The following is a 23,950-nucleotide window of genomic DNA, read 5'->3' on the forward strand; positions in this document are numbered from 1 at the left end:
ATGTACCTCTCCACCCTCCGTTCCACCGATCCCGCCCGGCCCGCGAGCCGGGCGGGATCAGTGCCCGCCACCGTGATCGGCCTCGGCGTGGTCAGCCTGATCACGGACATGTCCGCCGAGATGGTCACCGCCGTGCTCCCGCTGTACCTCGTCTACGGCCTCGGCGTCGGCTACCTGCAGCTGGGTGCAATCGACGGGCTCTACACGGGCGCGACCGCGCTGTTGCGGCTGGCGGGCGGCTACTTCTCCGACCGCCTCGGCCGTCCGAAAGCCGTCGCGCTGGTGGGCTACGGCCTCTCGGCGGCCACCAAACTCGCCTTCCCCGCGGCGGGATCCTCGCTCGGCGCGATCGGCCTGGTGATCGGCGCCGATCGCGCGGGCAAGGGCATCCGCACCGCGCCGCGGGACGCGATGATCACCCTCGCCACCCCCGCCGACGGTCTCGGCCGCGCGTTCGGTGTCCATCGCGCGATGGACACGGCGGGCGCGCTGCTCGGTCCGATCGCCGCGTTCGGCCTGCTGACGCTGCTCGTCGGCGACTATCCGGCGGTGTTCGGGGTGAGCTTCTGCCTCGCCGTGATCGCGGTGATCGTGCTGGCCGTGTTCGTCCGTGCCCCCGCCGGGACGGTCGAGCGGTCACGCGTACGGCTGCGGGCGGGTTTCGCCCTGCTGCGGCAACCCGCGCTCCGCCGCACTTGTCTGGCCGCGGCGCTTCTCGGGGTGTGCACGGTCGGCGACATGTTCTTGTTCGTCGGCGTGCAGCAGTCCGCCGGCTTGCCGCCGGGAGCGCTTCCCTTGCTGCCCTTGGCGACGGCGTTGACCTTCATGGCACTGGCCTCACCGATCGGACGGCTCGCCGACCGCGTCGGACGGTGGAAGGTGTTCCTCGGCGGTCACGTCGTACTGCTCGCCGCGTACGTCGTCTTGGCCGCCTCGGCGAGCGGATGGCCCGTGGCGGCGGTCGTCCTGGCTGCTCACGGGGTGTTCTACGCGTGCACGGACGGCGTCCTGATGGCGCACGCGTCACCGCTGGTACCGGAGTCCTTGCGGGCCACCGGTCTCGCGATCGTCCAAACAGGACAGGCGCTGGCCAGGGCGGCGGGCGCGGTGCTGTTCGGCGCACTCGCGGCGGGGGTGGCGTTGCGGCCCGCGTTCGCGGTGTTCGCCGCGGTGCTCCTGGTGTCGGTACTGGCCGGAACGAGGGTGAAATGAAACGGATGTGGGTGGGCGTCGCGGCCGTGGTGGTCACGGTGGCGGCCGGGGCGGTCTTCGTCGGGCTGCGCACCGGGGACGCGGTGGCGGAACAGCGGCTGGATCTGGCGCACGGCGGCCTGCTGTACGTGGACGACTCGGGCCGCGTCCGGCAGGACGACCGCGTCGGTCCGGCCTGTCAGCGCGTGGACGTCGCCGCGGGGACGCTGGCGTGCCTGCGCGCGACGGCGGTGCCCGACCAGGCCGAACTGGTCGTCACGAAACCGGGAGCCGCACCGCGGCTGATCTCCGAATGGGGGCTGCCGTCCCGGGTCCGCGTCTCCCCGTCCGGACGACTGGTCGGCTGGACGGTGTTCCGCTCCGGTGACTCTTATCTGGGCGGGGTGGGCACGTTCTCCACCACCGCCGGGATCTTCGACCTGGACACCGGAAACCATTACGGCTCCCTGGAGGACTTCGCGCTCACCGTGGACGGAAAGCCGTACCCGGCCAAGGATCTGAACTACTGGGGAGTGACCTTCGCCCGGGACGATCTGACGTTCTACGCCACCGCCAGATCGGCGGGCGGCACTTGGCTGGTGCGGGGTGATCTCCGCGGTCGCACGCTGACCGCGGTGCGGCGCAACGTCGAATGCCCGTCGCTTTCGCCGGACGGCACCCGCGTCGCCTACAAGTTCCGTACGGGCGACCGGTGGCGGCTGCACGTGCTTTCCCTCGCCGACGGCCGCGACGTCCCGCTCGCCGACCCCGCGCATCTGGACGACCAGCCGCAGTGGCTGGACGACAGGACCGTCGCCTACGGCCGGGACAAGGCGGTCTACGCGGTGCCCTCCGACGGGACCGGCGCGCCGGCGCTCGTCCGCGCGGGCGCCTCCTCCCCCGCGGTGGTGCGGTGATCCCGCGCGACTGCACCCGCACGGGGCTGGCCTTGGCCGCGCTGGCAGCCGTCGTCGTGATGGTTCTGCCCGCGCCCGCCCCCGAGGCCAAGGCGCCCGCCGTCCCTTCGCTCACCGACCTCTGGCCGGACGCGAGGATCGCCGCGAACGCCGTCACCGGGGCGCCCTACACACCGCTGGCGTTCCTCGATTCCGGTACCTCGGCCGGGGTGCGGCAAGCGGACGACGTCGTCCGGCTCGTGGTGGGAGATCGCGTACTCCGCGAGGTCCCGCCGTCGGGCTCGCCCCGGTTCGTCCTCGCCACTTCCCCGGACGCGCTGGTGTGGCTGGAACTGTCCGACATCACCGGGACGGGGACGCTGTGGCGGGCCGGGCCACACGGCGAGGACCCGGTCCCCGTCACCGCCGACACCGGGCGGGTGGTGCTCCTGGATTCCCAGTACGACCTCGTCGTGCACGACGGCCAGGCCAGCTGGGTGGCCGTGCGGGGCGACGCCACCGAGGTGCGGACGGTGGCGTTGTCCGGCGGCCCGGTGACCCGCACCCCACTGCCCGGCGACTACGCGCTCACCGCGTGGCCCTTCGCGACCGCGGCGGCTGTCGAACAGGCGGGACCGTCGGAACTCGTCGACCTCCGCGACGGCCGCAGGACGAAGGTCGACGGGCAGAGCGTCGAACTGGTCGACTGCACGCCGTCCTGGTGCCGGGTCCACGTATTGCGCCAGAGCGGGACCGCACGGCTCGACCTCATGCGGCCCGACGGCTCCGAGCGAAGGCGGGTCGGGGGGAAGGGGATCCGGCCCGCGTTCGGCGACGTCGTCGTACTCGACCGGTACGCGGTCGTGGTCGACGACGACCGCGGCGTGCTCGCCCTCTACGACACGGCCACCGGACGGCTGGCCGACCTGGCGGCGGAGTTCGGCACCGTGCTGGCGCGCGGGCCGTTCGTGTGGTGGTCTGCGGGCGGGAACGACGCTCTCACCTGGCGGGTACTGGACCTGCGGACGCTCGAGACGTCTGCTTGACTGCTGCCGTGCCGTCCGATCGTGCGACCTCCGTCGAAGCGGAGTTCCTGCGGGTGGTCGGCCGGTTCGCCGGTCCGGCCAGAGGCGCCGGATTGCTGGTGATCAGCGTTTTCGGGGTGCTCGCCACGCCGTCGGGCGCGCTCCCGCTCGCCTTCGGTCTGCTCGCGCTGGCTCTGGTCACCGCTGTCGCCGAGTACCTGGTCGGAAAGACGGGCCGGGGCAGGCCGGTGGCGTTCGCGCTGGCGCTGGTGCGCGCCGCGGCGATCTGCGGCACCCAGTTCCTGACAGCGCCCGAAGCGGGCGAGCTGAACCAATGGGCCCTGAACGTCCTCACCATCACCGCGATCACCCTCCAGTGGGAGTGGCCGCCGAAGATCACCGTGCCCGCCCTCGTCTGCCTGCTGGCGATCGAGGTGGTGCCGCTCGGTTTCGAGGGCGGTCTCTCGGTGGTACTGCGTGTGCTGCTCGAGGCCACCCTCGCCAGGGGCGCCTTCCTCCTGCTGTCGCGGACGACGCGCCGGATCGACCATCTCCGTGAGCGCCGGGCCCGGCTGACGCGCGAGGAATCCCTTGCCGTGGAACGACGATTGCGGGAACGGGAGTATCTGGCCGTCCTGCACGACACGGCGGCGGCCACCTTCCTCACGGTGGCGCAACGCGGGGAAACGGCGGATCCGGCCGAGGTCGCCGGCTACGCCCGCCGCGATCTCGCGATCCTCACCGGCGAATCCGGTCCCGGCAGTGTGGTCGATCTCGAGACCTCGTTGCGCGGCGTGCTCGCGCAGAGCCCGGTGAAGGTCGAGACGCACTGGTCACCGGTCCCGCCGATCCCGGCGTCGGCGGCGCTCGCGCTGGTGCGGGCCGTGCGTGAGGCGCTGGTGAACGTCGATCGGCACGCGGGTGTCGGCGAGGCCCGGCTGACGGTGGAAGGCGGAGTCCGGGTGACCGTCCGGGACGAGGGCCGCGGTTTCGATCCGGCGCGGACCCCGGCACAGCGGCGAGGTGTGCGCGGTTCACTCGTCGAACGCATGGCCGCGGCGGGCGGCCGGGCCGAGGTGACCTCCGCGCCCGGCGCGGGGACCACGGTGGAACTGGTGTGGCCGCATGAGTGAGACCGCGGACCGGGTCCTCGGCGGCTGCCGGATCGCGGTCCTGCTCGCGACGGCGGTGATCCAGGCCGGGCTGAGCCTGCCCCGGCTCGGCGACACCGCCGACCGGTTCGCGTTCGTCGCGCTCGCCGTGGTGCTCGTCGTGGCGGCCTGGTGGGTCCTGCGCTGGAAGCCGGTCCCCTGGCCGGTCGCGTTCGCGGGGGCGGTGGTGGTCCTCGCCGCGTCGGCGGTCGCCGTCCGGGCGCTGCCACCGGATCGGCTGCTCGGCGGGGACGACTGGGCGTCCGGCCTCGCGGGCTGGCATCTGCTGGTACTGCTTCTGGACCGCCCCGCGCTCGCGATGGGCGCGCTCGTCCTCCAGATGACGCTCACCTTCTTCCGTGCGGCGCCTGCCGATCGCGGCGAGATCGGCGGCCTGGTGATCGTCGGGCTCAGCGTGCTCACCTTCCAGGCCGCGACGCTGGCGCTGATCAGGGTCGTCAACCGGCGGGTGGGCGAAGCCGCGGAGGCCTCGGCGGAACGCGACCGGCAGGCCCACCGCAAGGCGCTCGCCGAGGAGCGGGAAGCCGACCAGCGAAGCCGGTTCGCCGGCCAACTCGGCGCCACCCTGCCACTGCTCGCCGGACTGGCCGACCACACCTTGGACCCGCGCGACGAAGCGGTCCGGCGGCGCTGCGCGCTCGCGGCCACGCAGCTGCGGCGACTGTTCGCGGAGAACGACGACGTCCCCGATCCGCTCCTGCACGAGGTCTCGGCCTGTGTCGATCTCGCCGAGCGGCGGGGACTGACGGTGACGCTGGCGGTCAGCGGCGAACCGGCGCCGATCCCGACCGGCGTCCGCCGCGAACTGACCGGTCCGCTGATGACCGCGCTGGTCACCGCCCGGTCGCAGGCCAGGGTCAGCGTCCTGCGGACCGACGACGAAATCCGCGTCGCGGTGATCACCGACGGTGAACCCGGTGCGACGGCGAACGGATCGGGCGCCGTCGACGTCGAATGGCACGCACTGGGAGAACGATCGTGGATGGAGGCGAAATGGCGTTCGCGACCGAACTGACCGCGGTGGTCGTCGACGATCATCCGGCCGTGCGGGCCGGAGTCGTGTACTGGCTGTCATCGGGCAGCCCGCCGGTCACCGTCGTGGCGGAAGGCGAGGACGTGCGGGCCGCCTGGATCGGCGAAGGCGCGCGGGCCGACGTCGTCATCCTCGACCTGCACCTGAACAGCACCACCCCGGCCATCGGCGATCTGCGCCGGCTCATCGAGGCGGGCCGTCGCGTCGTCGTCTACTCGATGCGGGACGACGACGAGACCGTCCTGCAGTGCCTCGAACTCGGCGCGCTCAGCTATCTCACCAAGGCCGAGGGCGCCGAGCACCTCCTCGAAGCCGTGCGCTCGGCGGCGGCCGACCGGTCGTACACGCCGCCGTCGCTGGCGGGCGCGCTGGCCGGGGACCGCTCCGAGCGGCGCCCCGCCCTCTCGGCGCGCGAGACCGAAGTGCTCATCGAGTGGTTCCAGTCCGAGTCGAAGGACTTCGTCGCGCACCGGCTGGGCATCTCGCCGAACACGGTCAACTCGCATCTCGAGCGGATCCGGGTCAAATACGCCCAGATCGGCCGGGAGGCCCCCACCAAGGCCGCACTGGTCGCGCGGGCGATCCAGGATGGCCTGATCGGCGTAAGCGATTTGTGATCGGTTGTGGTGCGAACGGGCCACACTCGCCACCGCCGGCTGCGGCTACGGTGCGTGGTCATGGCCGACGGCACCGCGGCCTGCAAGGGCGAGACGGCGCCGGAGAACTTCAGCACACCGGGCGCGACCTATGAGACCTACGACACCGAAGGCGTCAAGGACAGGTGGCGAGGTCTGCGGCGCGTCGTTCGGCGGCGACGGTTACCAAGACGACCCCATCACCTGGAAGAAGTGAACGGCGCCCCATTAAGCCGAACAGCGTAACCTTTTCGTAACCGTTCGTGGTGCGAATGGCCCACACTGTCTTACTCCCTCATCGACTACGGTGCGTGGCGAGAACGCCGGAGCAGGATTCGGCGGGGAGTCCGAGGAGATCCATGAAGTTCGACCGCATCGCCCTGTCCGCCACCGGCTGCGCCGCCGTGCTGCTGCTTTCCGCCTGCGGCGGTAAAGAGGAGTCGGGCAGCCCCGCTCCCGCCCCGGCGCCCGCGCCGACGTCGGCCGCGGCGTCCTCGCCCGCGACCAGCGGCACCGTCCCGGTCTCGAACGCGGACGCCACCGCGCCCGGCAGCGAACTCAAGGTCGGCGACCGCGCCGTCGTCCCGTTCAAGTACGGCAACGACAAGTCCGGCACCATCGCGATCACCGTCAAGGCGATCGAGCTGGGCCCGAAGGACGACCTCGCCGCGTACGGCGACAAGGCCAAGGGCATGACGCCGGTGTACATCCGGATGACGGTGGAGAACGTCGGCGGCACGGACCTCACCTACAGCACGGTGCGGCTGCGCGCGGTCGGCCCGAACAACAAGAGCACCGGCGTGATCATCACCGGCGAGACCCCGAACTGCCAGTCCGAGACGGCGAAGAAGGACTTCAAGACCGTCGGCGCGACCTACGACACCTGCGAACTCCAGGCCGTCAGGGACGGCGGCGAGGTCGGCGGCGCGACCTTCGGCGACGGTGACGGATACAAGGACGACCCGATCATCTGGAAGAAGTAAGCCCCTCGGCACATGAAGGCCCCCTTCCTTGCGCCTGACGCGAGGAAGGGGGCCTTCATGTACTTGGGCTGACGCTGCGGAGCGGGGTGAGCGTGCGTAGCGTTGTCGTGATGGTCCACGTACACCGGACGGTCACCGTCCGAACTCCCGCCCAGACCGTCGTCGACTACCTGCGGGACTTCGCGCACGCCGAGTCGTGGGACCCCGGCACCGTGTCCTGCACCCGCACGGACACCGGCCCGATCGCCGTCGGGACGCGCTGGCACAACGTGTCCGAGTTCCGCGGCAAGAAGACCGAACTCACCTATCGCCTCGACCGGCTGGAGCCGGGCCGGATCGTGTTCGTCGGCAGCAACAAGACCGCCACGTCCACCGACGATCTTACGATCTCCGAAGAAGACGGCACGACGACCGTCAGCTACCACGCCACCATCGAGTTCCACGGGCTGGCGAAACTCGCGGACCCGTTCCTCAAGCGGGAGTTCGAGAAGATGGGCGACGAACTGGTGCCGGCGATGAAGGCGACTCTCGAGGCGCTTCCGGCCTCGTGAGTGGCGATTCGGGTTCTCTTGAGAGGTAAGGCAAAGGTGTGGGTCGCGGGGATTCGCTCGCGGCCGTGGGGCGACCGTGTCGCGAAAGCCACTTTCGGGACGTCAGGCGTCGCGAAAGTGGCTTTCGCGACGCATCTCGACCACGGGTTCAGCGACGACAACCGTCATAGCGAAGGCCCCACTTCACTACCGCACCCCGCTCCCGACGTTGCGAAAGCCACTTTGGCAACCTGCCACCTTTGCCTTACCCCTCAAGAGAACCCGAATCGCCACTCGCGACCACCCCGGCCCCAGCCGCCACCGTTGCTTCATCGCTCATGAGGCGAGCCGCCGCACCGCGTTCGCGCAGGCGAGGGACTCCAGCAGCGGAACGGTCCGCTCCCAGCCCAGGCAGGCGTCCGTGATGCTCAGGTCCGGTCGCGGCGGCGTGGACCCGACGTCCTGCCGCCCGTCGGAGAGGTACGACTCGATCATCACCCCGGCCAGCGCGTCGTTGCCCGCCGAGATCTGGTCGGCCAGGTCCGCGACGACCACGGGCTGCCGGTTGTGGTCCTTGCCGCTGTTGCCGTGCGAGGCGTCGACGACGAGCCGGTGCGGCAGCCCCGCGGTGGTCAGCGCGTCGAGGGCGTCCGCGACGGCATGGGCGTGGTGGTTGGGTTTCGGGCCGCCGCGCAGGACCAGGTGGGCGTCCGGATTCCCGGCGCTGCGCTGGATCCGCGGGCGGCCGTCGGCCGCGGCGCCGGGGAACACGTGGGGCAGCGCGGCCGCCCGGACCGCGGCGACGGCCGTGTCGAGCCGTCCCGACACGCAGTTCTTCATGCCCATCGGCATCGGCAGCCAGGATGCCAGCTGCCGGTGCGGCTGGCTGGCGACGGTCCGCGCGCCGATCGCGCCCCAGCTGATGGTGTCCGCGAAGTAGGGCGCCAGGAACGGGTCGACGAACTCGTACGCCAGCGGCAGCCCGGTCGCGGCGGCGTCGTCGAGGAACCTCCGTCCGATCCGGACACCGGAGGCGAGATCGCCTTTGCCGTCCAGTCCGGGGTCGGGTACCAGGCCGGTCCAGCCCGCGATCGTCCGTGGTTTCTCCAGGTAGGCGCGCAGGACCACGACGAGGTCGTCGGCGAACCGGCGGGAGGCCTCGGCGAGCCGGTGCGCGTATTCGAGCGCGCCGTCGGTGTCGTGCACGGAACACGGGCCCACGATGACGAGCAGCCGGGAGTCCCGCCTGGCGAGCACGTTCGCGACGGTTTCGCGGTGCCGGACGATCTCCTCCGGCACGAAGCCGGTCGTGACCACCTCGGCCGGGCTGGGCAGCTGGTCAAGCATCCGCATGACCTCTCTTCTTGTCGGGGGCGGCCACCCCGGTCCGGGGCAGCCGCGTCGCACCGGCGACCGCCACGACGGCGAGGCCGAGAACACACCAGAAGGCGTCGGCGAAGGCCGCGGCGACGTCCGGGCCGCGCGCGGCCAGCCGGGCCTGCAGCACCACGGCCAGTACCGCGGTGCCGATCGAGCCGCCGAGTGTGTTGAGCAGGTTCAGCGCCCCGGCGGCGCGGGGCAGCCGGGCGGGTTCGACCCGGCGGTAGACGATCGTCATCACCGGCGCGCCGATCAGCGCCGCACCGAAACCGCGCAGCAGCAGGGAAACCACGATCACCCAGTCCGGGAGACCCGGGCCGAGCTGGGTGAAGGGTGCGGTGCCGAGGGCGACCAGCCCGATCCCACTCAGCACCAGTGTGCGTGGCGAAAGCCGGTCCACGAGCCGGTTCACCAGCACCGATCCGGCCGCCGCGCCGATGCCCTGCGGTACCAGCAGCAGTCCGGTGTCCCATGTGGACAGTCCGGCACCGCGCTGGAGGTAGAGGGGCAGCAGGAACATCGTGCCGAACACCGACGCGCCGAGCAGCACCAGCGCCAGCGCGGCGACCCCGAACGGTGGCTTCGTGAACAACCGCGGATCCAGCAGGGGTGCGTCGGCCCGCAGACCGTGCCGCACGAACGCCGCGAGCATCACGACGCCCGCCGCGACCCCGATCCCGGCGACCACCGGCGAGCCCTGTTCGAACCAGGTGAGCCCGAAGACCAGCACCGCGAGCCCCGGGGAAAGCAGCATCGCGCCCCGGAAATCGAACCGTTCACCCTTGCCGCCGGGTTCGCCGGCCGGGACCCAGCGCCGCGCCAGTACCACGGCCACCACGCCGACCGGGAGGTTCACGTAGAACAGCCACGGCCAGTCGGCGACGGCGAGGATCGTGCCGCTCGCCAGCGGGCCGAGCACCGGCGACAACAGCGGCACGAGTCCGACGACGCTGATCACGCGGCCGATCCGGTCCGGCCCGGCGGCCCGCGCGAGCAGTGCCTGCCCGATCGGCGGCAGCAGACCGCCCGCGAGTCCTTGCAGGACACGGAACGCGATGAGCGCGGGCAGCGTCGGCGCCAGCGCGCACAACAGGGAAGCCAGCAGGAACACGACGACGGCGGTGAGCCAGACGCGGCGGCCGCCGAACCGGTCGGCGAGCCAGCCCGACGCCGGCACCGCCGTGACCACGGCCAGCAGGTACGCCGTCGTCACCCATTGGACGCCGGTGACCGGCGCGCCGAACTCGTCGGCGAGGGTGTCGACACCGACCGAGACGATCGTGCTGTCCAAGGTCGCCATGAACGTGCCGAGCACCAGGACGGCCGCCGTGCGCCACAGCGCGGCGTCGATCGGGCGCGCGGTCACCGTTCGCCCACGAACCGGGCAGCGTCGCCGTCCAGCCAGGACGGCAGTTCCCGGAGGAACCCGACGAGATCGCCTGCCAGCGACCGGGCGTCGGCGTCCCGTGCGTACAGGACGCCTTCCCAGCCGTTCTCGCCGGGAACGACGGTGACGCTCACCGGATGGTGCGTCCGTTCCCGGAACCTCGTCGCGGTGACGGTCAGGCCGGGCGCGGGTTCGCGCAGCTTCGCCGGATCCACCGGGTAGTTCTCGAACACGAGCAGGCTGTCGAACAACCGCTCGCGGCCGGCGAGCGACGCGAGTTCGGGCAGGCCGATCCGGTGGTGCGCGGCCATCGCCTGTTGCCGTGCCTGCAAGTCGGCCAAAGCCTCGGCGACCGTTCCGGTGAACCGGGCACGCACCGGGACGCTGTTCGCCAGCAGGCCGATGATCTCTTCGATACCGTCCACATCGAACGTCCGGTTCGAGGTCATCACCCCGAAACTGACGTCGGGACGCCCGGCGTGCGTCGCGAGCACGGCCGCCCACGCGCCCTGCAACAGGGTGTTGACGGTGAGTCCGCGCGACGAGCCCAGCCTGGTCAGTTCCGCGACCAGCTGACCGTCCACAGTGAACAGCGCGGGTTCGGTGGATCCGCCGGTATGCGGCAGGTGGTCACCTTCCGGCAGGCCGTCGAGTTCCGCCCGCCATCCCCGGACGTCGGCGGAGTGGTCGGCCGCGGCGAGCAGACGGGTGTACCGGGTCGGCGGAACCGGCTCCGGCAACGGCTTTCCCACGTACAGCGCGAACAGTTCACCGAGAATCCGTGGCGCGGACCAGCCGTCGGACAGCAGATGGTGACTGGTCAGCACGAGGGTCTGGCGGCCGGGTCCGTGCCGCAGCACGGTGACCCGCCACAGCGGCCCGTTCGCCAGGTCGAAGGGCACCGCGAGCTCGTCGTCCAGCGCGGTGTCCAATGCGGACACGTCGCGGACACGGAAACCGGCCTGCGGCTCGACAGGAATCACCTGGACCTCGTGCGCCGGCGGGAACACCGCGCCCAGGTTCGGCTGCCGTCGCACCAGCGCGGCCGCCGCCGTCCGCAGTGCCTCGACGTCGAGGTCACCGGACAAGGTGAACGCGGCCTGCACCGGATACGGATCCTCTTCCGCCGCGCGGGACTCGCGCAGGATCACCTCCTGCAACGGCATCAGCGGCAGGACCTCGCCGGGGCCCGGCATATCGGCGGCGAGCGCGTCCAGTTCGCGACGGAAATGCGCACCGAGCACGGCGATCTCGTCTTCGGTGAACAGCGCGGACGGCCAGGTGAAGCGGATACCGAGCGTGCCGCCGTCGGGGACCATCGCGTTCACCGTCAGCGCGTACGGCAGCGGCATCTCCGCGCCGCCGCCGGAACCGAGCGGATCGGCGTCCGGCGGCCGCTGCCACAGGGTTTCCTCGATGGGAGCCTGGGGGAATCGGCCGAGATAGTTCCAGGCGATCTCGGGCCGTGCGCCGCCGACACCGAGGATTCCGTGCCCGAGGCCGTCGCCCGCCGCGCGCAGATGGTCACGCACGGCCCGCAGCGCGTCCGGCAGCGGTCCGGCGGGCGGGGCGATCCGCGCGGGATGCACGGCGGTGAACCAGCCGGCGGTCTGCGCCAGATCGACCGTGCCCGCGAAGTCCGGCGTGTGCCCCGGCCGCCCGTGATTCTCGACGGCGACGAGCAGATCGGCCCCGGTCCCCCGCCAGGCGGCGACGGCCCGGGCCAGCGCGGTCAGCAGCACGGTGTCCGGGCCGGTGCGGTAGGCCGTGGGCAGCGCGGTGAGCACGGCGTGGGTGGTGTCCTCGCCGATGTCGACCCGGTGGTGCCGGGCGGTCGCCACGGTGTCACGTGCCGGATCGAGCCGGGTGCGGCCGAGCGTGGTCTCCGGCGCGGCGGCTATCCCCCGCCAGTACGGCAATTCGTCATCTCGATGCGGAGCGGCGGCACGCAGCGACCGCGCCCAGCCGAGGAACGACTGCCCGCGCCGGTGCAGGGTGTTGCCGTGGAAGGCCTGTTCGACGTCGTCGAGCAGCACGCGCCAGGTCACCGCGTCGGCGACCAGGTGGTGCGCCACCAGCACCACCCGTCCTGGCCGCTCCTCCCCCACGTCCACCAGCACCGCCTGGAGCAGCGGCCCGGTGCGCGGGTCCATCCGTGCCACGATCTGCTCGATCCGCGCGTCCAGCGCCGCACGCGGATCGCCGGAGACGCGGACGGCGGTGAGGACGTCGGCACCGGTCACGGCACCGACGTCCGGGACGCGCAACGCGTCCTCGACCAGATGCGCGCGCAGCACGTCGTGGCGGGCGAGGACGGCGTCGAGCACCGACCGCCAGCGAGGGACGTCGTCCGCCGAAGGCACGCAGATCTCGGTCCACTGGCAGAAGCCGTCGGCCGCTTTCCCCGCACGCAGCAACAGATCGCGCATGATCGGCGTGAGCGGAGCGTCTCCGACCGCGTGGGCCTCTTCGGCCCGCTCAGGTTCGCCACAGCGAGCGGCGATCCCGGCCACCGTGCCACCTTCGAGGACGTCCCGAGCGGTCAGGTTCAGCCCTTCACGACGGGCGCGGGAAACCACCCGCAGCGAGGCGATGCTGTCCCCGCCCGCGTCCAGGAAGCCGTCGTCCAGGCCGACGCCGGGGCCGAGCAGGTCACGGACCACCCGCAGCAGCACGGCTTCCGCCGGGGTGGCGGGTTCGCGCCCGCCGTCGGAGCGGGCTTCCGGCGCGGGCAGCGCGGCCCGGTCCAGCTTGCCGCTCGGACCGAGCGGAAGCCGGTCCAGCGCCACGAACGCGGTCGGCACCATGTACGCGGGCAATTCCGCGGCGAGGTACTCGCGCAGCGCGGCCGCGTCCGGTTCGGCGCCGTCCACTGGGACGACGTAGGCGACCAGCCGGTCCTCCCGGACGATCACCGCGGCGGCGCGCACGTCGTCGTGCGCGGTCAGCGCGGTCTCGATCTCGCCGAGTTCGATCCTGAACCCGCGCAGTTTGACCTGGTGATCCGCGCGGCCGAGGAAGACGATCTGCCCGTCCGGCCGCCAGCGGACCAGGTCGCCGGTGCGGTACATGCGCTCCCCCGGCGGCCCGAACGGGTCGGCGACGAACCGTTCCGCGGTCAGCGCGGCCCGGCCGACGTAACCCTGGGCGAGCTTCGGCCCGGCCAGGTACAGCTCACCGGTGACGTTCGTGCCGACCGGGAGCAACCCGCCGTCGAGCACGTACGCGCGGACCTCCGGATCCGGACGGCCGATCGGCAGCGGCCCGGGATCGGCCGGATCGTAATGCCAGGTGACCGAGTTGATGGTGACCTCGGTCGGCCCGTAGGCGTTGAACAGCGCGCGCCGGTCCCCCCAGCGCCGAGCCAGCTCCGGGTCGAGCCGTTCGGCGCCGACGACGAAGAACACGTCCGGGTCGACGGTGGCGTCGTCGGGCATCGCGGAGAGGAACGAAGGCAGCAGGTTGAGCCCGGTGACGCGGTGTTCGGCGGCGTAGGCCAGCAGGTCGTCGCCGGAGATCCGCACCTCCTCCGGCGCGATCACCGAGGTGCCGCCGGACAGCAGCGGCAGCATGAACTGCCAGAAGGCGACGTCGAAACTCGTCGAGGCGAAGTGCAGGTACCGCTCGGCGGTCCCGATCCCGACGATGTCCTCCTGCAGCGCGATCAGGCTCGGGACGCCGCGATGCGGCACCGCCACGCCCTTCGGCTTGCCGGTGGTGCCGGAGGTGTAGATGACGTAGGCGAGCGCGTCCTCGCTGAGCCGGACGGCCGGGTCGGTGTCCTTTGTAGACAGTTCATCCGGGTTCACGACAGGAAGACCCTCGACGTCCGAAGTGGACACGACGGCGGCGGGTCCGATGTCGTCGAGCATGTACGCGAGCCGGTCGGCCGGGTAGTCCGGATCCATCGGCACGTGCACCGCGCCCGCCTTGATCACGCCGAACAACGCGACCACGAGGTCGACGTCGCGGCGCAGCAGGACCGCGACCGGGTCCTGCGGTTTCACTCCGGCGTCGATCAGCGTGTTCGCGAGCCGGTTGGCGCGGCGGTCCAGTTCGGCGTAGGTCAGTCTCCGGTCTCGGCACACGACGGCTTCGGCGTCCGGGGTCTCGCGGACCCAGCGGCCGAACTCCTCCAGCATGCCGCCGCGTTCGCGCTCCGGTTCCGGGCCTTCGCCGAGACGCAGCATCGCGCGTTCTTCGCCGGCGTCGAGTGCGCGCAGCCGCGCGACCGGCCTGGACGGATCGGTGACGATCTCGGTCAGGACGGCACGCAGCCAGCGGCCGTAGGACTCGGCCTCCTCGCGGGTGAACGCCTGGGGCTGGTAGCCGAGGCCGACGGTGAACTCGTCGCCGGGCAGCACGATCACCGTGAGCGGGTAGTGCGTGGCGTCGGTGATGTCGACCCCGACGAGGTCCAGCCCGGGTGCCAGGGTGGTGCGGGCGCGGCTGGAGAGCGGGAAGTTCTCCATCACCAGCATCGTGTCGAACAGGTCGCCGACGCCCGCGGCGCGCTGGATGTCCGGCAGCCCGGCGTGATGGTGATCGGTGAGCCGGACGCTTTCGGTGTGCACGCGCTCCAGCACGGTGGCCGCGGTGTCGGCGGCGTCGAACCGCACCCGCACCGGGATCGTGCTGCCGAGCTGGCCGATCATGCGCTCGACTCCGGGGACGTCGGCCGGACGGCCGGAGACCGGGCAGCCGAAGACCACGTCGCGGCGGCCGGTCAGCCTGGCGAGCAGCACACCCCAGGCGGTCTGGAAGACCGTCGTCGGGGTGATCCCGCGTTCGCGGGCGAAGGCGCGCAGCCGCTCGCTGAGTTCCCCGCCCAGTTCGACGGTGACGCGGTCCGGACGCTCCACAGTGGACTCGACACTCGCCGGGGCGAGCCGGGTTCCCTCGTCGAGCCCGGTCAGCGCCTCGCGCCAGGCCTCCAGTGCCGCGTCCGGATCGCGTTCGCCGAGCACCCGGTGGTACTCCGAAAGCGGCGGCGCGACCGGGGCGGCCGGGCCGCCGCCGAGTTCGGCGTAGGTGGCCAGAAGCGTCCGGCCGACCAGCGGCATCGACCAGCCGTCGAGCAGCGCGTGGTGGTTGGTGAGCACCAGGCGGTGCTCGTCCGGGCCGAGGGTCAGCAGCAGGAACCGGATCAGCGGCGGGGTCGCCGGGTCGAACGGCCGCGCGAGTTCGGCGCGGCACTCGGTCTCGACCTGCTCCGGCGAGACCTGCGCGAACCGCCAGTCCAGGGTGACCTCGGCGGGCACGACCTGGACGACCTCGCCCGCGTCGGTGGTGTGCAGGTGGACGCGCGACGCGGGATGCCGCCTCAGCACCTCCACCGCGGCCTCCCGCATGCGGACGGCGTCGAGCGCGCCGCTGAGCAGGGTGACGGCCTGCACCACGTACACGTCGGTGTCTTCGGTGCCGCGCGCCAGGGTGTGGAACGAAAGCCCGGTCTGCAACGGGGTCGCGGGCAGCACGTCCTCGACCCGGCCCAGGCGTTCGAGCGTGTCGATGTCGGCCTGGCCGAGGCCGACCAGCGGCAGATCCGACGGCGTGAGCCCACCGCCGTCCGGTCCGATCCGCGCCGCGTGCGCGGCCAGGGCCTCCAGTGCTCGCGACCACGCTTCCTGAAGCGCCGCAACACTTTCCTCCGGCAGGACCTCGCCCGCAGCGGTCCATTCGACGGCGAGCCGGGGGCGGCCGTCCTCCCGGACGAAGCAGTTCAGCGCCAGCACCTGTTCCAGCGACTTGGCGTCCGGTTCGGTGACCGCGAACGGGTCCTCCTCCGGCAGCCGCCAACCGGTGCCGGGCAGCGCGGCGAATCGGCCGAGGTAGTTCAGGACGACGTCCGGCGGCGGGACAGCGGCCAGTTCGTCCCGGGTCAGCGGGTCGAGGTAGCGCAGGACGCCGAAGCCGATGCCGTTGTCCGGGACGGCACGCTTGGCCTCTTTGGCCGCCCGCACCAGCTTTCCCGCCGCGTCGCCGCCTGCGAGCGCGCTGTCGAAGTCCGTGGTCGCCGCCACCGCGCCGACAGGCACGCGCAACGGATGTTCGGCGGTGAACCAGCCGACGGTGCGCGAGAGGTCCATCCCGTCTTGATCCCGGCCGTGTCCTTCGAGGGACACGGTTTCCGCCTCGACCGGTGCACCCCGCCACGCTCGAAGGGCGAGCACCAGCGAGGCGAGCAGGACGTCGTCCGGTCCGGCGCGGTAGGCCGAGGGCAAGCCGTTGAGCACCGCGTCGGTCTGCTCCGGCGAGGCGACGGTGACCGAACGCCGTGCGGTCGAGACCGTGTCCACGGCCCGGTCGAGCGGCCGGTGGCCGAGGCGCGGACCGCTGAGCGCGTCGCGCCAGTGTTCGATCTCGCCGCGGCGGGCACCGGAAGTCCCTTGCTCGGCAAGGTGAAGCGCGTGCCGCCGCCAGGACGTCCCGACCGGTTCGAGCGGTTCACCAGCGCACGCGGCGCGCAGGTCCGGCAGGAGGACCCGCCAGGAGACGCCGTCGATCGCCAGGTGGTGGATCACGATGACGAGGTGATCCGGCAGCAACGCGACCCGGAGCACACCCGTTCGGAGATCAAGGGACTCGGCCAGTTCCGCCGCGACCTCGGCCGGTTCGCCGGTCGTCTCGATGACCACGTCGGACGCCTTCACCACGCCGCGTTCCCGGACCCGCAATTCGTCATCTACTTGCAGCCGAAGAGCATCGTGGTGGTCAAGGAGCGTTTGCACGCCCTCGATCAGCAGGCCGGGTGGAAGGTCCTCGTCGAGCCGGATCGCGGTCCATTGCGTGTACCCGGCGACGGTCGTGACGTCCGGATGCGGTTCGAGGAGGGCGCGGACGATCGGCGGGGCGGGCACCTCACCAACGGGCTCGTCCGGCGGTGCGGCCGGGCCGCCGATTTCCGCGCTCGCCGCGGCCAGCGCTTCGAAACTGCGGCGGGCCAGCAGGTCGCGCGGCCGCAGGTCGAGACCGTGCGCACGCAGCCTGCTGCTGACGCTGATCGCGGTGATGCTGTCGCCGCCCAGCGCGAAGAAGTCGTCGTCGACGGCGACCTCTTCGACGCCGATCACCTCGGCGATGGTGGCGCACAGCAGCCGTTCGCGTTCGGTGGCCGCCGTCCGGCCCGCCGCCGCGCGCGGGGCGGGCAGCGCGGCCCGGTCGATCTTCCCGTTGGAGGTCAACGGAAGCGTGTCGAGCACGACCACCGCGGCTGGTACGAGATGCTCGGGCACCCGCCCGGCGAGCTCGGCGCGGACCTCGTCCGGGACGACCTGCCCGACCACGTACCCGACGAGCCTCGGCCCGCGCACGGCGGCCGCCGCCGCGCGCACTCCCGGTACGGCGACCAGCGCGGCCTCGACCTCACCCAGTTCGACGCGGTGACCGCGCACCTTCACCTGGCCGTCGCGGCGGCCCAGATACTCCAGTCCGCGACCGGGCACCCAGCGGACGAGGTCTCCGGTGCGGTACATCCGGTCACCGGACGCGCCGAACGGATCGGCGACGAACCGTTCGGCGGTCGCACCGGGGCGTCCGAGATAGCCACGCGCCAGATGCGGTCCGGCCAGGTACAGCTCACCCGGTGAGCCCGCGGGCGCGGGGCGCAGCGCGGCGTCGAGCACCCGCACCGCCGTGCCGGGTACCGCGGTCCCGATCGTCGGTTCCCCGGTGTCCAACCAGGATCCGGAACCGTCCACAGTGGCCTCGGTCGGGCCGTACATGTTGCGGGCGCGGACACCCGACTCCACAACCTTGCGCCACAGCGCGGGCGGAGTCGCCTCGCCACCGAGGACGAGGAGCGCGGGCGGGTGCGGGCCGTCGAGCAGCCCGGCGTCGACGAGCGGTGCGGCCATCGACGGCGTGGTGTCGACGACGTCGATCCGGTCGCGGGCGAACGCGGCCAGCAGTTCGTCGGCGTCACGGGCGACGTCGGTGCCGTAGACGTGGAGTTCGTGCCCGAACAGGAGCCACATCAACTGGTCGAGCGCGGAATCGAAGGCGAACGAGTAGGTGTGCGCGACCCGGAGCCGCCTGCCCGCGGCGCGTTCGGTCTCGGCGACCGTGGTCGCGCGGTGGTGACGCAGCAACGTCGCCAGTCCACCGACCCGGCCGAGGACGCCCTTGGGACGCCCGGTCGAGCCGGAGGTGAAGATGACGTACGCGAGATGTTCCGGATGGCGCTCCAGCGAGAGCGACGACAAGTCCACTGTGGACAGATCGGTTTCATCCAGCAGCAAATGCGGCCCGGGCACGATTTCCGCGTCAAGCGCCACCGTGAGCACTGCACCGGCTTCGGCGGCGAGCTCCCGCAGCCGCTCGACGGGGTGGGCGAGATCCAGCGGCAGGAACGCGGCCCCCGCGTCGAGCACCGCCAGCAGGGCGACGACGAGGTCCGCGGACCGCGGCAGGGCCAGCGCGACGACGTCATCGGGCCCGACACCGCGGGAGCGCAGCGCCCGGGCGAGCAGATGTACGCGCGTGACGAGTTCGCCTGCGGTCAGCCGTTCGTCGCCGAAGACCAGAGCGGTCTGTTCAGGATCGAGCCGGTCCAGAAGTTCAGGTACGCCAAGCAGTTCGCCGTCCGGCGCGGGTGTCGTCCACGCCTCCAGCAACGCGTCCCGCTCTCCCGGCGGAACGAGGTCGGCGCCACCGACGGCCGGGCCGTCCGGTTCGGTCAGCGCGGTGATCAGGCAGCGCAGCGCGGTCAGTTTGGCGTCGACGGCGGCCTGGTCGTGGGTCCGCGCGTCGACCTCGAAGCCGAGCAGCAACCCGCCGTCCGAGGTCGGGAGAACCGACAGGCCCATGTCCTCCGGCGGTCCACCGGCGACGTTGCGCATGGTGCCGTGAGAGCCGGCGAAGTCGAGCTTCAGGTCGAACGCCTTGAGGTTGATGCCGCGGCCGTGCAGCAGCGCGCCGGCACCGGGCAGCTCCTGCGGCAGGTCCTCGCCGCGATACCGCTGGTGCGTACGCATCTCCTTCAGCGCGCCCGCGACCCGCGCGGTCAGCTCGGCCGCCGAATCCTCCGGGAGCACCGTGACCCGCAGCGGCAGCACGTTGACCGCCATCGCCGGGGTCCGCAGCGCTGCGCCTTCACGGCACATCAACGGCATCGCGAACACGACGTCGGTCCAGCCGAGCACACGGTGCAGGAAGGCCGCGTAGCAGGCGATCAGCGCGTCGCCCCAGGTCGTCCCGGCGCGTTTGCCCAGCTCTCGCAACCGGGCCAGGTCGGAAGCGGGCAAGACCGAGCGGGCGGTCACCGTGCTTTCGGGAGGCCCCGACGCGGCACTGCCGTCATCGAGGTCCGGCAAGGGCGTGAACCGCGAGCGCCAGTACTCCCGGTCCTGCTGGAACCGTTCGCTCTCGCGATAAGAGCGGTCGGCCTCGACGAGATCGGCGAACGGCGCGAACGTCGAGGGCGGCACGTCCTTGCCCAGGACCGAAGCGGTGTAGCGAGCGGCCGTCCGGCGCGCGAGCATCGCCGCGGTGTAGCCGTCGAACACGAGATGGTGCCCGAGCTGGGTGAACCACACGTGCGACTCGGAAAGCCGCAGCACGAGATGGGCGAACAACGGCCGGTCCACCATGTCGCGGCACGCCTCGGCGACCCGGCGGCGTTCGGCCTCGACCCGTGCGTGCGCCGCGGCCACCGGATCGGCCTCACCGCGCAGATCCACCACCTCGGGCAACGGCACCGCGTCGTCCGACACCACCTGACGTGGCCCGTCCGCCGTCTCGAAGACCCGCAGCCGCAGACTGTCGGCCTCCTCGGCGGTCGCACGGATCGCCTCGCTCAGCGCGTCGACGTCGACCGGCCGGTCACCGACGATCTCGATCACGTCGCCGACGACGTAGTACGGCGAGTCGGGCTCCAGCCGCTGCGCGGTCCAGATGCCCAGCTGGGCTCCGGTGAGGTTCAGCATGAGGGCACCACCATCGGGGTTCCGGTCACCGGGTCGGGCACGACGACACTGGGGAGATCGAAGACCTCCTTCATCAGCTCGGCGTCGACGATGTCGGCGGGCGCGCCTTCCGCGACGATCCGGCCGTCCCGCAACGCGACGAGGTGATCGGCGTACCGGCAGGCCTGGTTGATGTCGTGCAGGACGGCGATCACCGTGCGGCCCTCATCGCGCAGCCGGGCCAGCAACCCCAGCAACTGGTACTGGTGCGCGATGTCGAGGAACGAGGTCGGTTCGTCGAGCAGCAGGTACGGCGTCTTCTGCGCCAGCACCAGCGCCACCCACACGCGTTGACGCTGTCCGCCCGAGAGTTCCTGCACCGGCCGGTCGGCAAGCCCCGCCACCCCGGCCGCGGTCATCGCGTCGAGCACCGCGCGTTCGTCCTCTTCGGACCACGACGCGAACAGCGACTGATGCGGGAACCGGCCGCGCGCGACCAGCTGCCGGACGCGGACGTCCTCCGGCGCCACCGGATCCTGCGGCAGGAAACCGAGTTCCCGCGCCAATCCCTTGCCGTGGAACGAACCGACGTCCTTGCCGTCGAGCAGGACCTCGCCTTCGGCCGGCCGCAGCAGCCGGACGAACGCGCGCAGCAGCGTCGACTTGCCGCACGCGTTCGGTCCGACGACGGCGGTGAACGCCCGGTCGGGCACGTCGAGGGTGAGCCGGGTCGACACCACCCGGTCGCCATAGCGGAGGGTCAGGTCCCGAGCGGTCAAGCGGGCACTCATGTGCGCCGCACCTCCTTGGTGAGCAGCCAGATCAGGTAGCCGCCGCCGATCACGGTGCTGACCACACCGACCGGCAGCGCTTCCGGCGCGAGCAGCATTTGGGCGGCGAGGTCGGCGCTGGTCAGCAGCACGGCACCGGTGAGGGCGGCGGGCAGCAGGGAAATACCGGGCGTGCGGGCCAGCCGCCGCCCGATCTGCGGGGCGGCCAGCGCGATGAACGCGATCGGCCCGGCGACAGCGGTGACCGTGGCCGTGCAGCCGACCCCGAGCAGCACCAGTACCAGCCGCAACCGGTCCCAGCGGACGCCGGTGGTGACCGCCAGCGCGCCGCCGAGCGCGGCCTGGTGCAGCGCCGGTGCCCGGGTGAACAGCACGGCGAACAGCACCGCGAGCACCGCGAACGGGATCGCGACGTCGTCCCAGCCGACCCCGTTGAGGGAACCGGCGTTCCAGCCGACGGCCGCGACCGCGATCTCGAGTTCCGCGCGCAGCACGATCCACGAGTTCAACGCGGTCAGCATCGCGTTGATCGCGATCCCGATGACGATCAGGCGTAGCCCGGACAGCCCGCCGCCGAGCGACAACGCGTAAACGATCGCCGCCGTGAGCACGCCGCCGACCACCGAACCGACGGTCAGCTGCGTCGACGTCCCCGAAAGCACGGTGATCGCGAACAGCGCTCCGGTGTACGCGCCGGCGTCGAGGCCGATCACGTCCGGGCTGCCGAGCGGGTTGCGGGTGATGTTCTGGAAGATCGCGCCCGCCAGCCCGAGCGCGGCGCCGAACACCAGCCCCGCCAGCACCCGTGGCAGACGCCATTCCCGGATGACCACCCCAGGACCACCACCGGAACCGGTGAGCGCGGCGAACACGCGGGCGGGACTCGCCCACGCGGCGCCGTAACAGAGGCCGAGCAGCGTCAGCCCGGCGATGACCACGATCATCGCCACGAAGAACCAGAGGGTGCGGCGTTCCAGCCGGGCGGAGAACCGCCCGCGCCGCAGGACGAGTGTGCTCACAGCGGCGCCGCCCCGTATTTGCGGACGGCCCAGATCAGCACCGGGCCGCCGAGGAACGCGGTCACGATCGCGACCGGGACTTCACCGGTCGGCAGCAGGACCCGGGAGCCGACGTCCGCCGCCAGCATCAGGACCGGGCCGAGCAGCGCGGCGAACGCGATCAGCCACGGGATCGACGCACCGGCCACCCGCCGGGCCAGATGCGGCACGATCAGCCCGACGAACAGGATCGGCCCGGCCAGCGCGGTGGCCGCGCCCGCCATCAGCGTGATCAGCAGCAGGGTGACCGTCCGGACGCGGGCGACGTTCGCGCCGAGGGTGTGCGCGACCGTCTCCCCGAGCGCGATCGCGTTCAGCTGACGGCTCACCGCGAACGCGCCAAGCAGGGACAGGCCGATGATGATCAGCGGGACCGTCGTCGGCGCCTGTTCCCGGCCCGCCAGCGAACCCACCGACCAGAACCGGTAGACGTCGAAGGTGTCCGGGAACAGCAGCCGCAGGCCGAGGGTGAGTCCCAGCAGCACGGCGCTCAGCGCGGTCCCGGCGAGCACCAGCCGCAGCGGCGACTTGCTGCCGACCGCGTACACCAGCGCCGAAGCGCCGAGCGCGCCCAGCACCGCCAGGCCCAGCTCGGCGGGCGCCGACGCGGCGAGGCCGAACGACGAACCCACCGCGATGGCGAACCCGGCCCCGGCGGTCACGCCGAGCACACCGGGTTCGGCCAAGGCGTTGCGCGACAAGGCCTGCACGAGCACGCCGCCGACGGCGAGAGCCGCGCCGACGCCGACAGCGAGCACTGCCCTCGGCATCCGGATGTCCAGGACGATCGCCCGGTCACTCGGGTTCCCGTCGCCGAGCAGGGCGCGCACGACCTCGCCGGGGGCGATGGCGTGCGCGCCGATGCCGACGCTCAGCACGGCGACCACGACGAGCCCGAGCAGTGCGGCGCCGAGCAGCGCGGACCGCCCGGTGGTGGTCACTGCTTGAGCAGCGGCGCGAACGCCTGGTCGACGGCGTCCAAAGTGGACGTGGCGGCGCGGTAGGTGGCGGCCTCGGTGTAGCGGAACGGGTAGACCTTGCCCGCCTTCACCGCGGGGAGTTCCTTCCACAGCGGCGAGTCCAGGACGTATTTGACCGGCGCAGGCACGGCACCGTCCGGGCCGACCGAGTAGCTGATCGCGTCGGCCTCGGCGAACGCCGTCGGCAGCTCTTCGATCGACGGGTACTCGCTGACGTCCTTGGAGCCACCGCCCTTGACCTTGACCTCGCCGTAGTAGGTGGCGCCGATGTCCTGTGCGGCGTTGGTGCCCCACGAACCGTTGAACTCGCGCTGGAAGTTGCCCTTGGCGACCTCGCCGTACGCGCCGACGTGGCCCAGCTTCAGCTGCGGCAGCACGGCCTTGTACTTCTCGGCCAGTCCCTTGGCCTTGGTCTCGTACGCGGTCTTGACGGCGTCGAACCCGGCGGCCGCACCGGCGGCGTCGGCCTGCTTGCGGGACAGCTCACGCCACATCGACGGCACCGACGGGCCGATCGCCACGACCGGCGCGATCGCTTCGAGCCGCTTGATGTCGATGTCGGCGAGCACGGGCTTCGGCACCCCGATGACGATGAGGTCCGGATCGGCCTGCGCGATCGCCTCGTAGTTCGTCTCCGCCGCCGTCTCGCCGGCGATCTTCGCCAGTTCGTCGTACTTCTTGCGCTCCTGCTCGTTGAACAGCGGGACACCGCGCTTCCAGCTGGACACACCGACCAGCGGCGCACCCGCTTCGAGCAGGGCGGGCACGGCGTAACCGGTGGCGATGACCCGCTTCGGCGTGACCGGGATGGTGATCTGGCCGTTGTCGGCGGCGAACACCCGGGTCGGACCGCCGTCCGCCGCCTGCCCGGCGTCGCCGGAACCACAGGCGGTGGCCGCGGTCACAACCGTCAAAGCGAGCGCGAGCGCTCCGGCGAGGCGGCGGGTTCTTGTGGTGCGCATGGGTTTCCTCGTTATTTCAGTG

15 protein-coding genes are annotated in these 23,950 nt (G+C 71.9%); 8 read left to right on the forward strand and 7 right to left on the reverse strand.

All coding sequences use genetic code 11. The features are described 5' to 3' along the window. The 8 genes from ACLJO0_RS18975 to ACLJO0_RS19010 all read left to right on the forward strand — a co-directional run bounded on the left by ACLJO0_RS18975 (nucleotide 1) and on the right by ACLJO0_RS19010 (nucleotide 7,486). Nucleotides 1–1,212, forward strand: coding sequence for an MFS transporter (locus ACLJO0_RS18975; RefSeq protein WP_410579797.1), 1,212 nt, complete (start codon nucleotides 1–3; stop codon nucleotides 1,210–1,212). Then, nucleotides 1,209–2,108, forward strand: coding sequence for a TolB family protein (locus ACLJO0_RS18980; RefSeq protein ID WP_410579798.1), 900 nt, complete (start codon nucleotides 1,209–1,211; stop codon nucleotides 2,106–2,108). Before ACLJO0_RS18975 ends, ACLJO0_RS18980 begins: the two co-directional genes overlap by 4 nt. After that, nucleotides 2,105–3,133, forward strand: a complete 1,029-nt coding sequence (locus ACLJO0_RS18985; protein WP_410579799.1) for a hypothetical protein — start codon at nucleotides 2,105–2,107, stop codon at nucleotides 3,131–3,133. The genes ACLJO0_RS18980 and ACLJO0_RS18985 overlap by 4 nt, the downstream gene beginning before the upstream one ends. Nucleotides 3,134–3,141: 8 nt before the next feature. After that, nucleotides 3,142–4,245, forward strand: coding sequence for a sensor histidine kinase (locus ACLJO0_RS18990; protein WP_410579800.1), 1,104 nt, complete (start codon nucleotides 3,142–3,144; stop codon nucleotides 4,243–4,245). Further along, a complete protein-coding gene (locus ACLJO0_RS18995; protein ID WP_410579801.1) occupies nucleotides 4,238–5,299 on the forward strand; it encodes a histidine kinase in 1,062 nt (353 codons plus the stop codon). Before ACLJO0_RS18990 ends, ACLJO0_RS18995 begins: the two co-directional genes overlap by 8 nt. Then, on the forward strand, nucleotides 5,278–5,934 hold the full coding sequence (locus ACLJO0_RS19000; protein WP_410579802.1) for a response regulator: 657 nt from the start codon (nucleotides 5,278–5,280) through the stop codon (nucleotides 5,932–5,934). Before ACLJO0_RS18995 ends, ACLJO0_RS19000 begins: the two co-directional genes overlap by 22 nt. Before the next feature lie 377 nt (nucleotides 5,935–6,311). Next, entirely contained in the window at nucleotides 6,312–6,935 is a 624-nt protein-coding gene (locus ACLJO0_RS19005) for a hypothetical protein (RefSeq protein WP_410579803.1), read from the forward strand. Between the two features lie 110 nt (nucleotides 6,936–7,045). Continuing rightward, complete coding sequence (locus ACLJO0_RS19010; protein WP_410579804.1) at nucleotides 7,046–7,486, forward strand: SRPBCC family protein; 441 nt, start codon at nucleotides 7,046–7,048, stop codon at nucleotides 7,484–7,486. A gap of 315 nt (nucleotides 7,487–7,801) precedes the next feature. Here ACLJO0_RS19010 and ACLJO0_RS19015 read toward each other — a convergent pair whose 3' ends face one another. Genes ACLJO0_RS19015 through ACLJO0_RS19045 form a run of 7 tightly spaced genes read right to left on the reverse strand, consistent with a single transcriptional unit; the run spans nucleotide 7,802 to nucleotide 23,928 of the window. Beyond that, nucleotides 7,802–8,818 (reverse strand): 3-deoxy-7-phosphoheptulonate synthase, encoded by a 1,017-nt coding sequence (locus tag ACLJO0_RS19015; RefSeq protein WP_410579805.1) that lies wholly within the window; start codon nucleotides 8,816–8,818, stop codon nucleotides 7,802–7,804. Beyond that, nucleotides 8,805–10,211, reverse strand: a complete 1,407-nt coding sequence (locus ACLJO0_RS19020) for a DHA2 family efflux MFS transporter permease subunit (RefSeq protein ID WP_410579806.1) — start codon at nucleotides 10,209–10,211, stop codon at nucleotides 8,805–8,807. The genes ACLJO0_RS19015 and ACLJO0_RS19020 overlap by 14 nt, the downstream gene beginning before the upstream one ends. Next, nucleotides 10,208–20,158 carry an amino acid adenylation domain-containing protein gene (locus ACLJO0_RS19025; RefSeq protein WP_410579807.1) on the reverse strand — a complete coding sequence of 3,317 codons (9,951 nt, stop codon included), beginning with the start codon at nucleotides 20,156–20,158 and terminating at the stop codon, nucleotides 10,208–10,210. Before ACLJO0_RS19025 ends, ACLJO0_RS19020 begins: the two co-directional genes overlap by 4 nt. Beyond that, nucleotides 20,152–20,928 (reverse strand): ABC transporter ATP-binding protein, encoded by a 777-nt coding sequence (locus ACLJO0_RS19030; RefSeq protein WP_125794390.1) that lies wholly within the window; start codon nucleotides 20,926–20,928, stop codon nucleotides 20,152–20,154. The genes ACLJO0_RS19025 and ACLJO0_RS19030 overlap by 7 nt, the downstream gene beginning before the upstream one ends. After that, nucleotides 20,925–21,947 (reverse strand): FecCD family ABC transporter permease, encoded by a 1,023-nt coding sequence (locus ACLJO0_RS19035; protein ID WP_410579808.1) that lies wholly within the window; start codon nucleotides 21,945–21,947, stop codon nucleotides 20,925–20,927. Before ACLJO0_RS19035 ends, ACLJO0_RS19030 begins: the two co-directional genes overlap by 4 nt. Next, nucleotides 21,944–22,927 (reverse strand): FecCD family ABC transporter permease, encoded by a 984-nt coding sequence (locus ACLJO0_RS19040; RefSeq protein WP_410579809.1) that lies wholly within the window; start codon nucleotides 22,925–22,927, stop codon nucleotides 21,944–21,946. The genes ACLJO0_RS19035 and ACLJO0_RS19040 overlap by 4 nt, the downstream gene beginning before the upstream one ends. Next, a complete protein-coding gene (locus ACLJO0_RS19045; RefSeq protein ID WP_410579810.1) occupies nucleotides 22,924–23,928 on the reverse strand; it encodes an ABC transporter substrate-binding protein in 1,005 nt (334 codons plus the stop codon). The genes ACLJO0_RS19040 and ACLJO0_RS19045 overlap by 4 nt, the downstream gene beginning before the upstream one ends. Nucleotides 23,929–23,950 lie beyond the last annotated feature (22 nt).

The sequence above is a fragment of the Amycolatopsis sp. lyj-108 genome (assembly GCF_046549005.1).
GTDB lineage: Bacteria > Actinomycetota > Actinomycetes > Mycobacteriales > Pseudonocardiaceae > Amycolatopsis.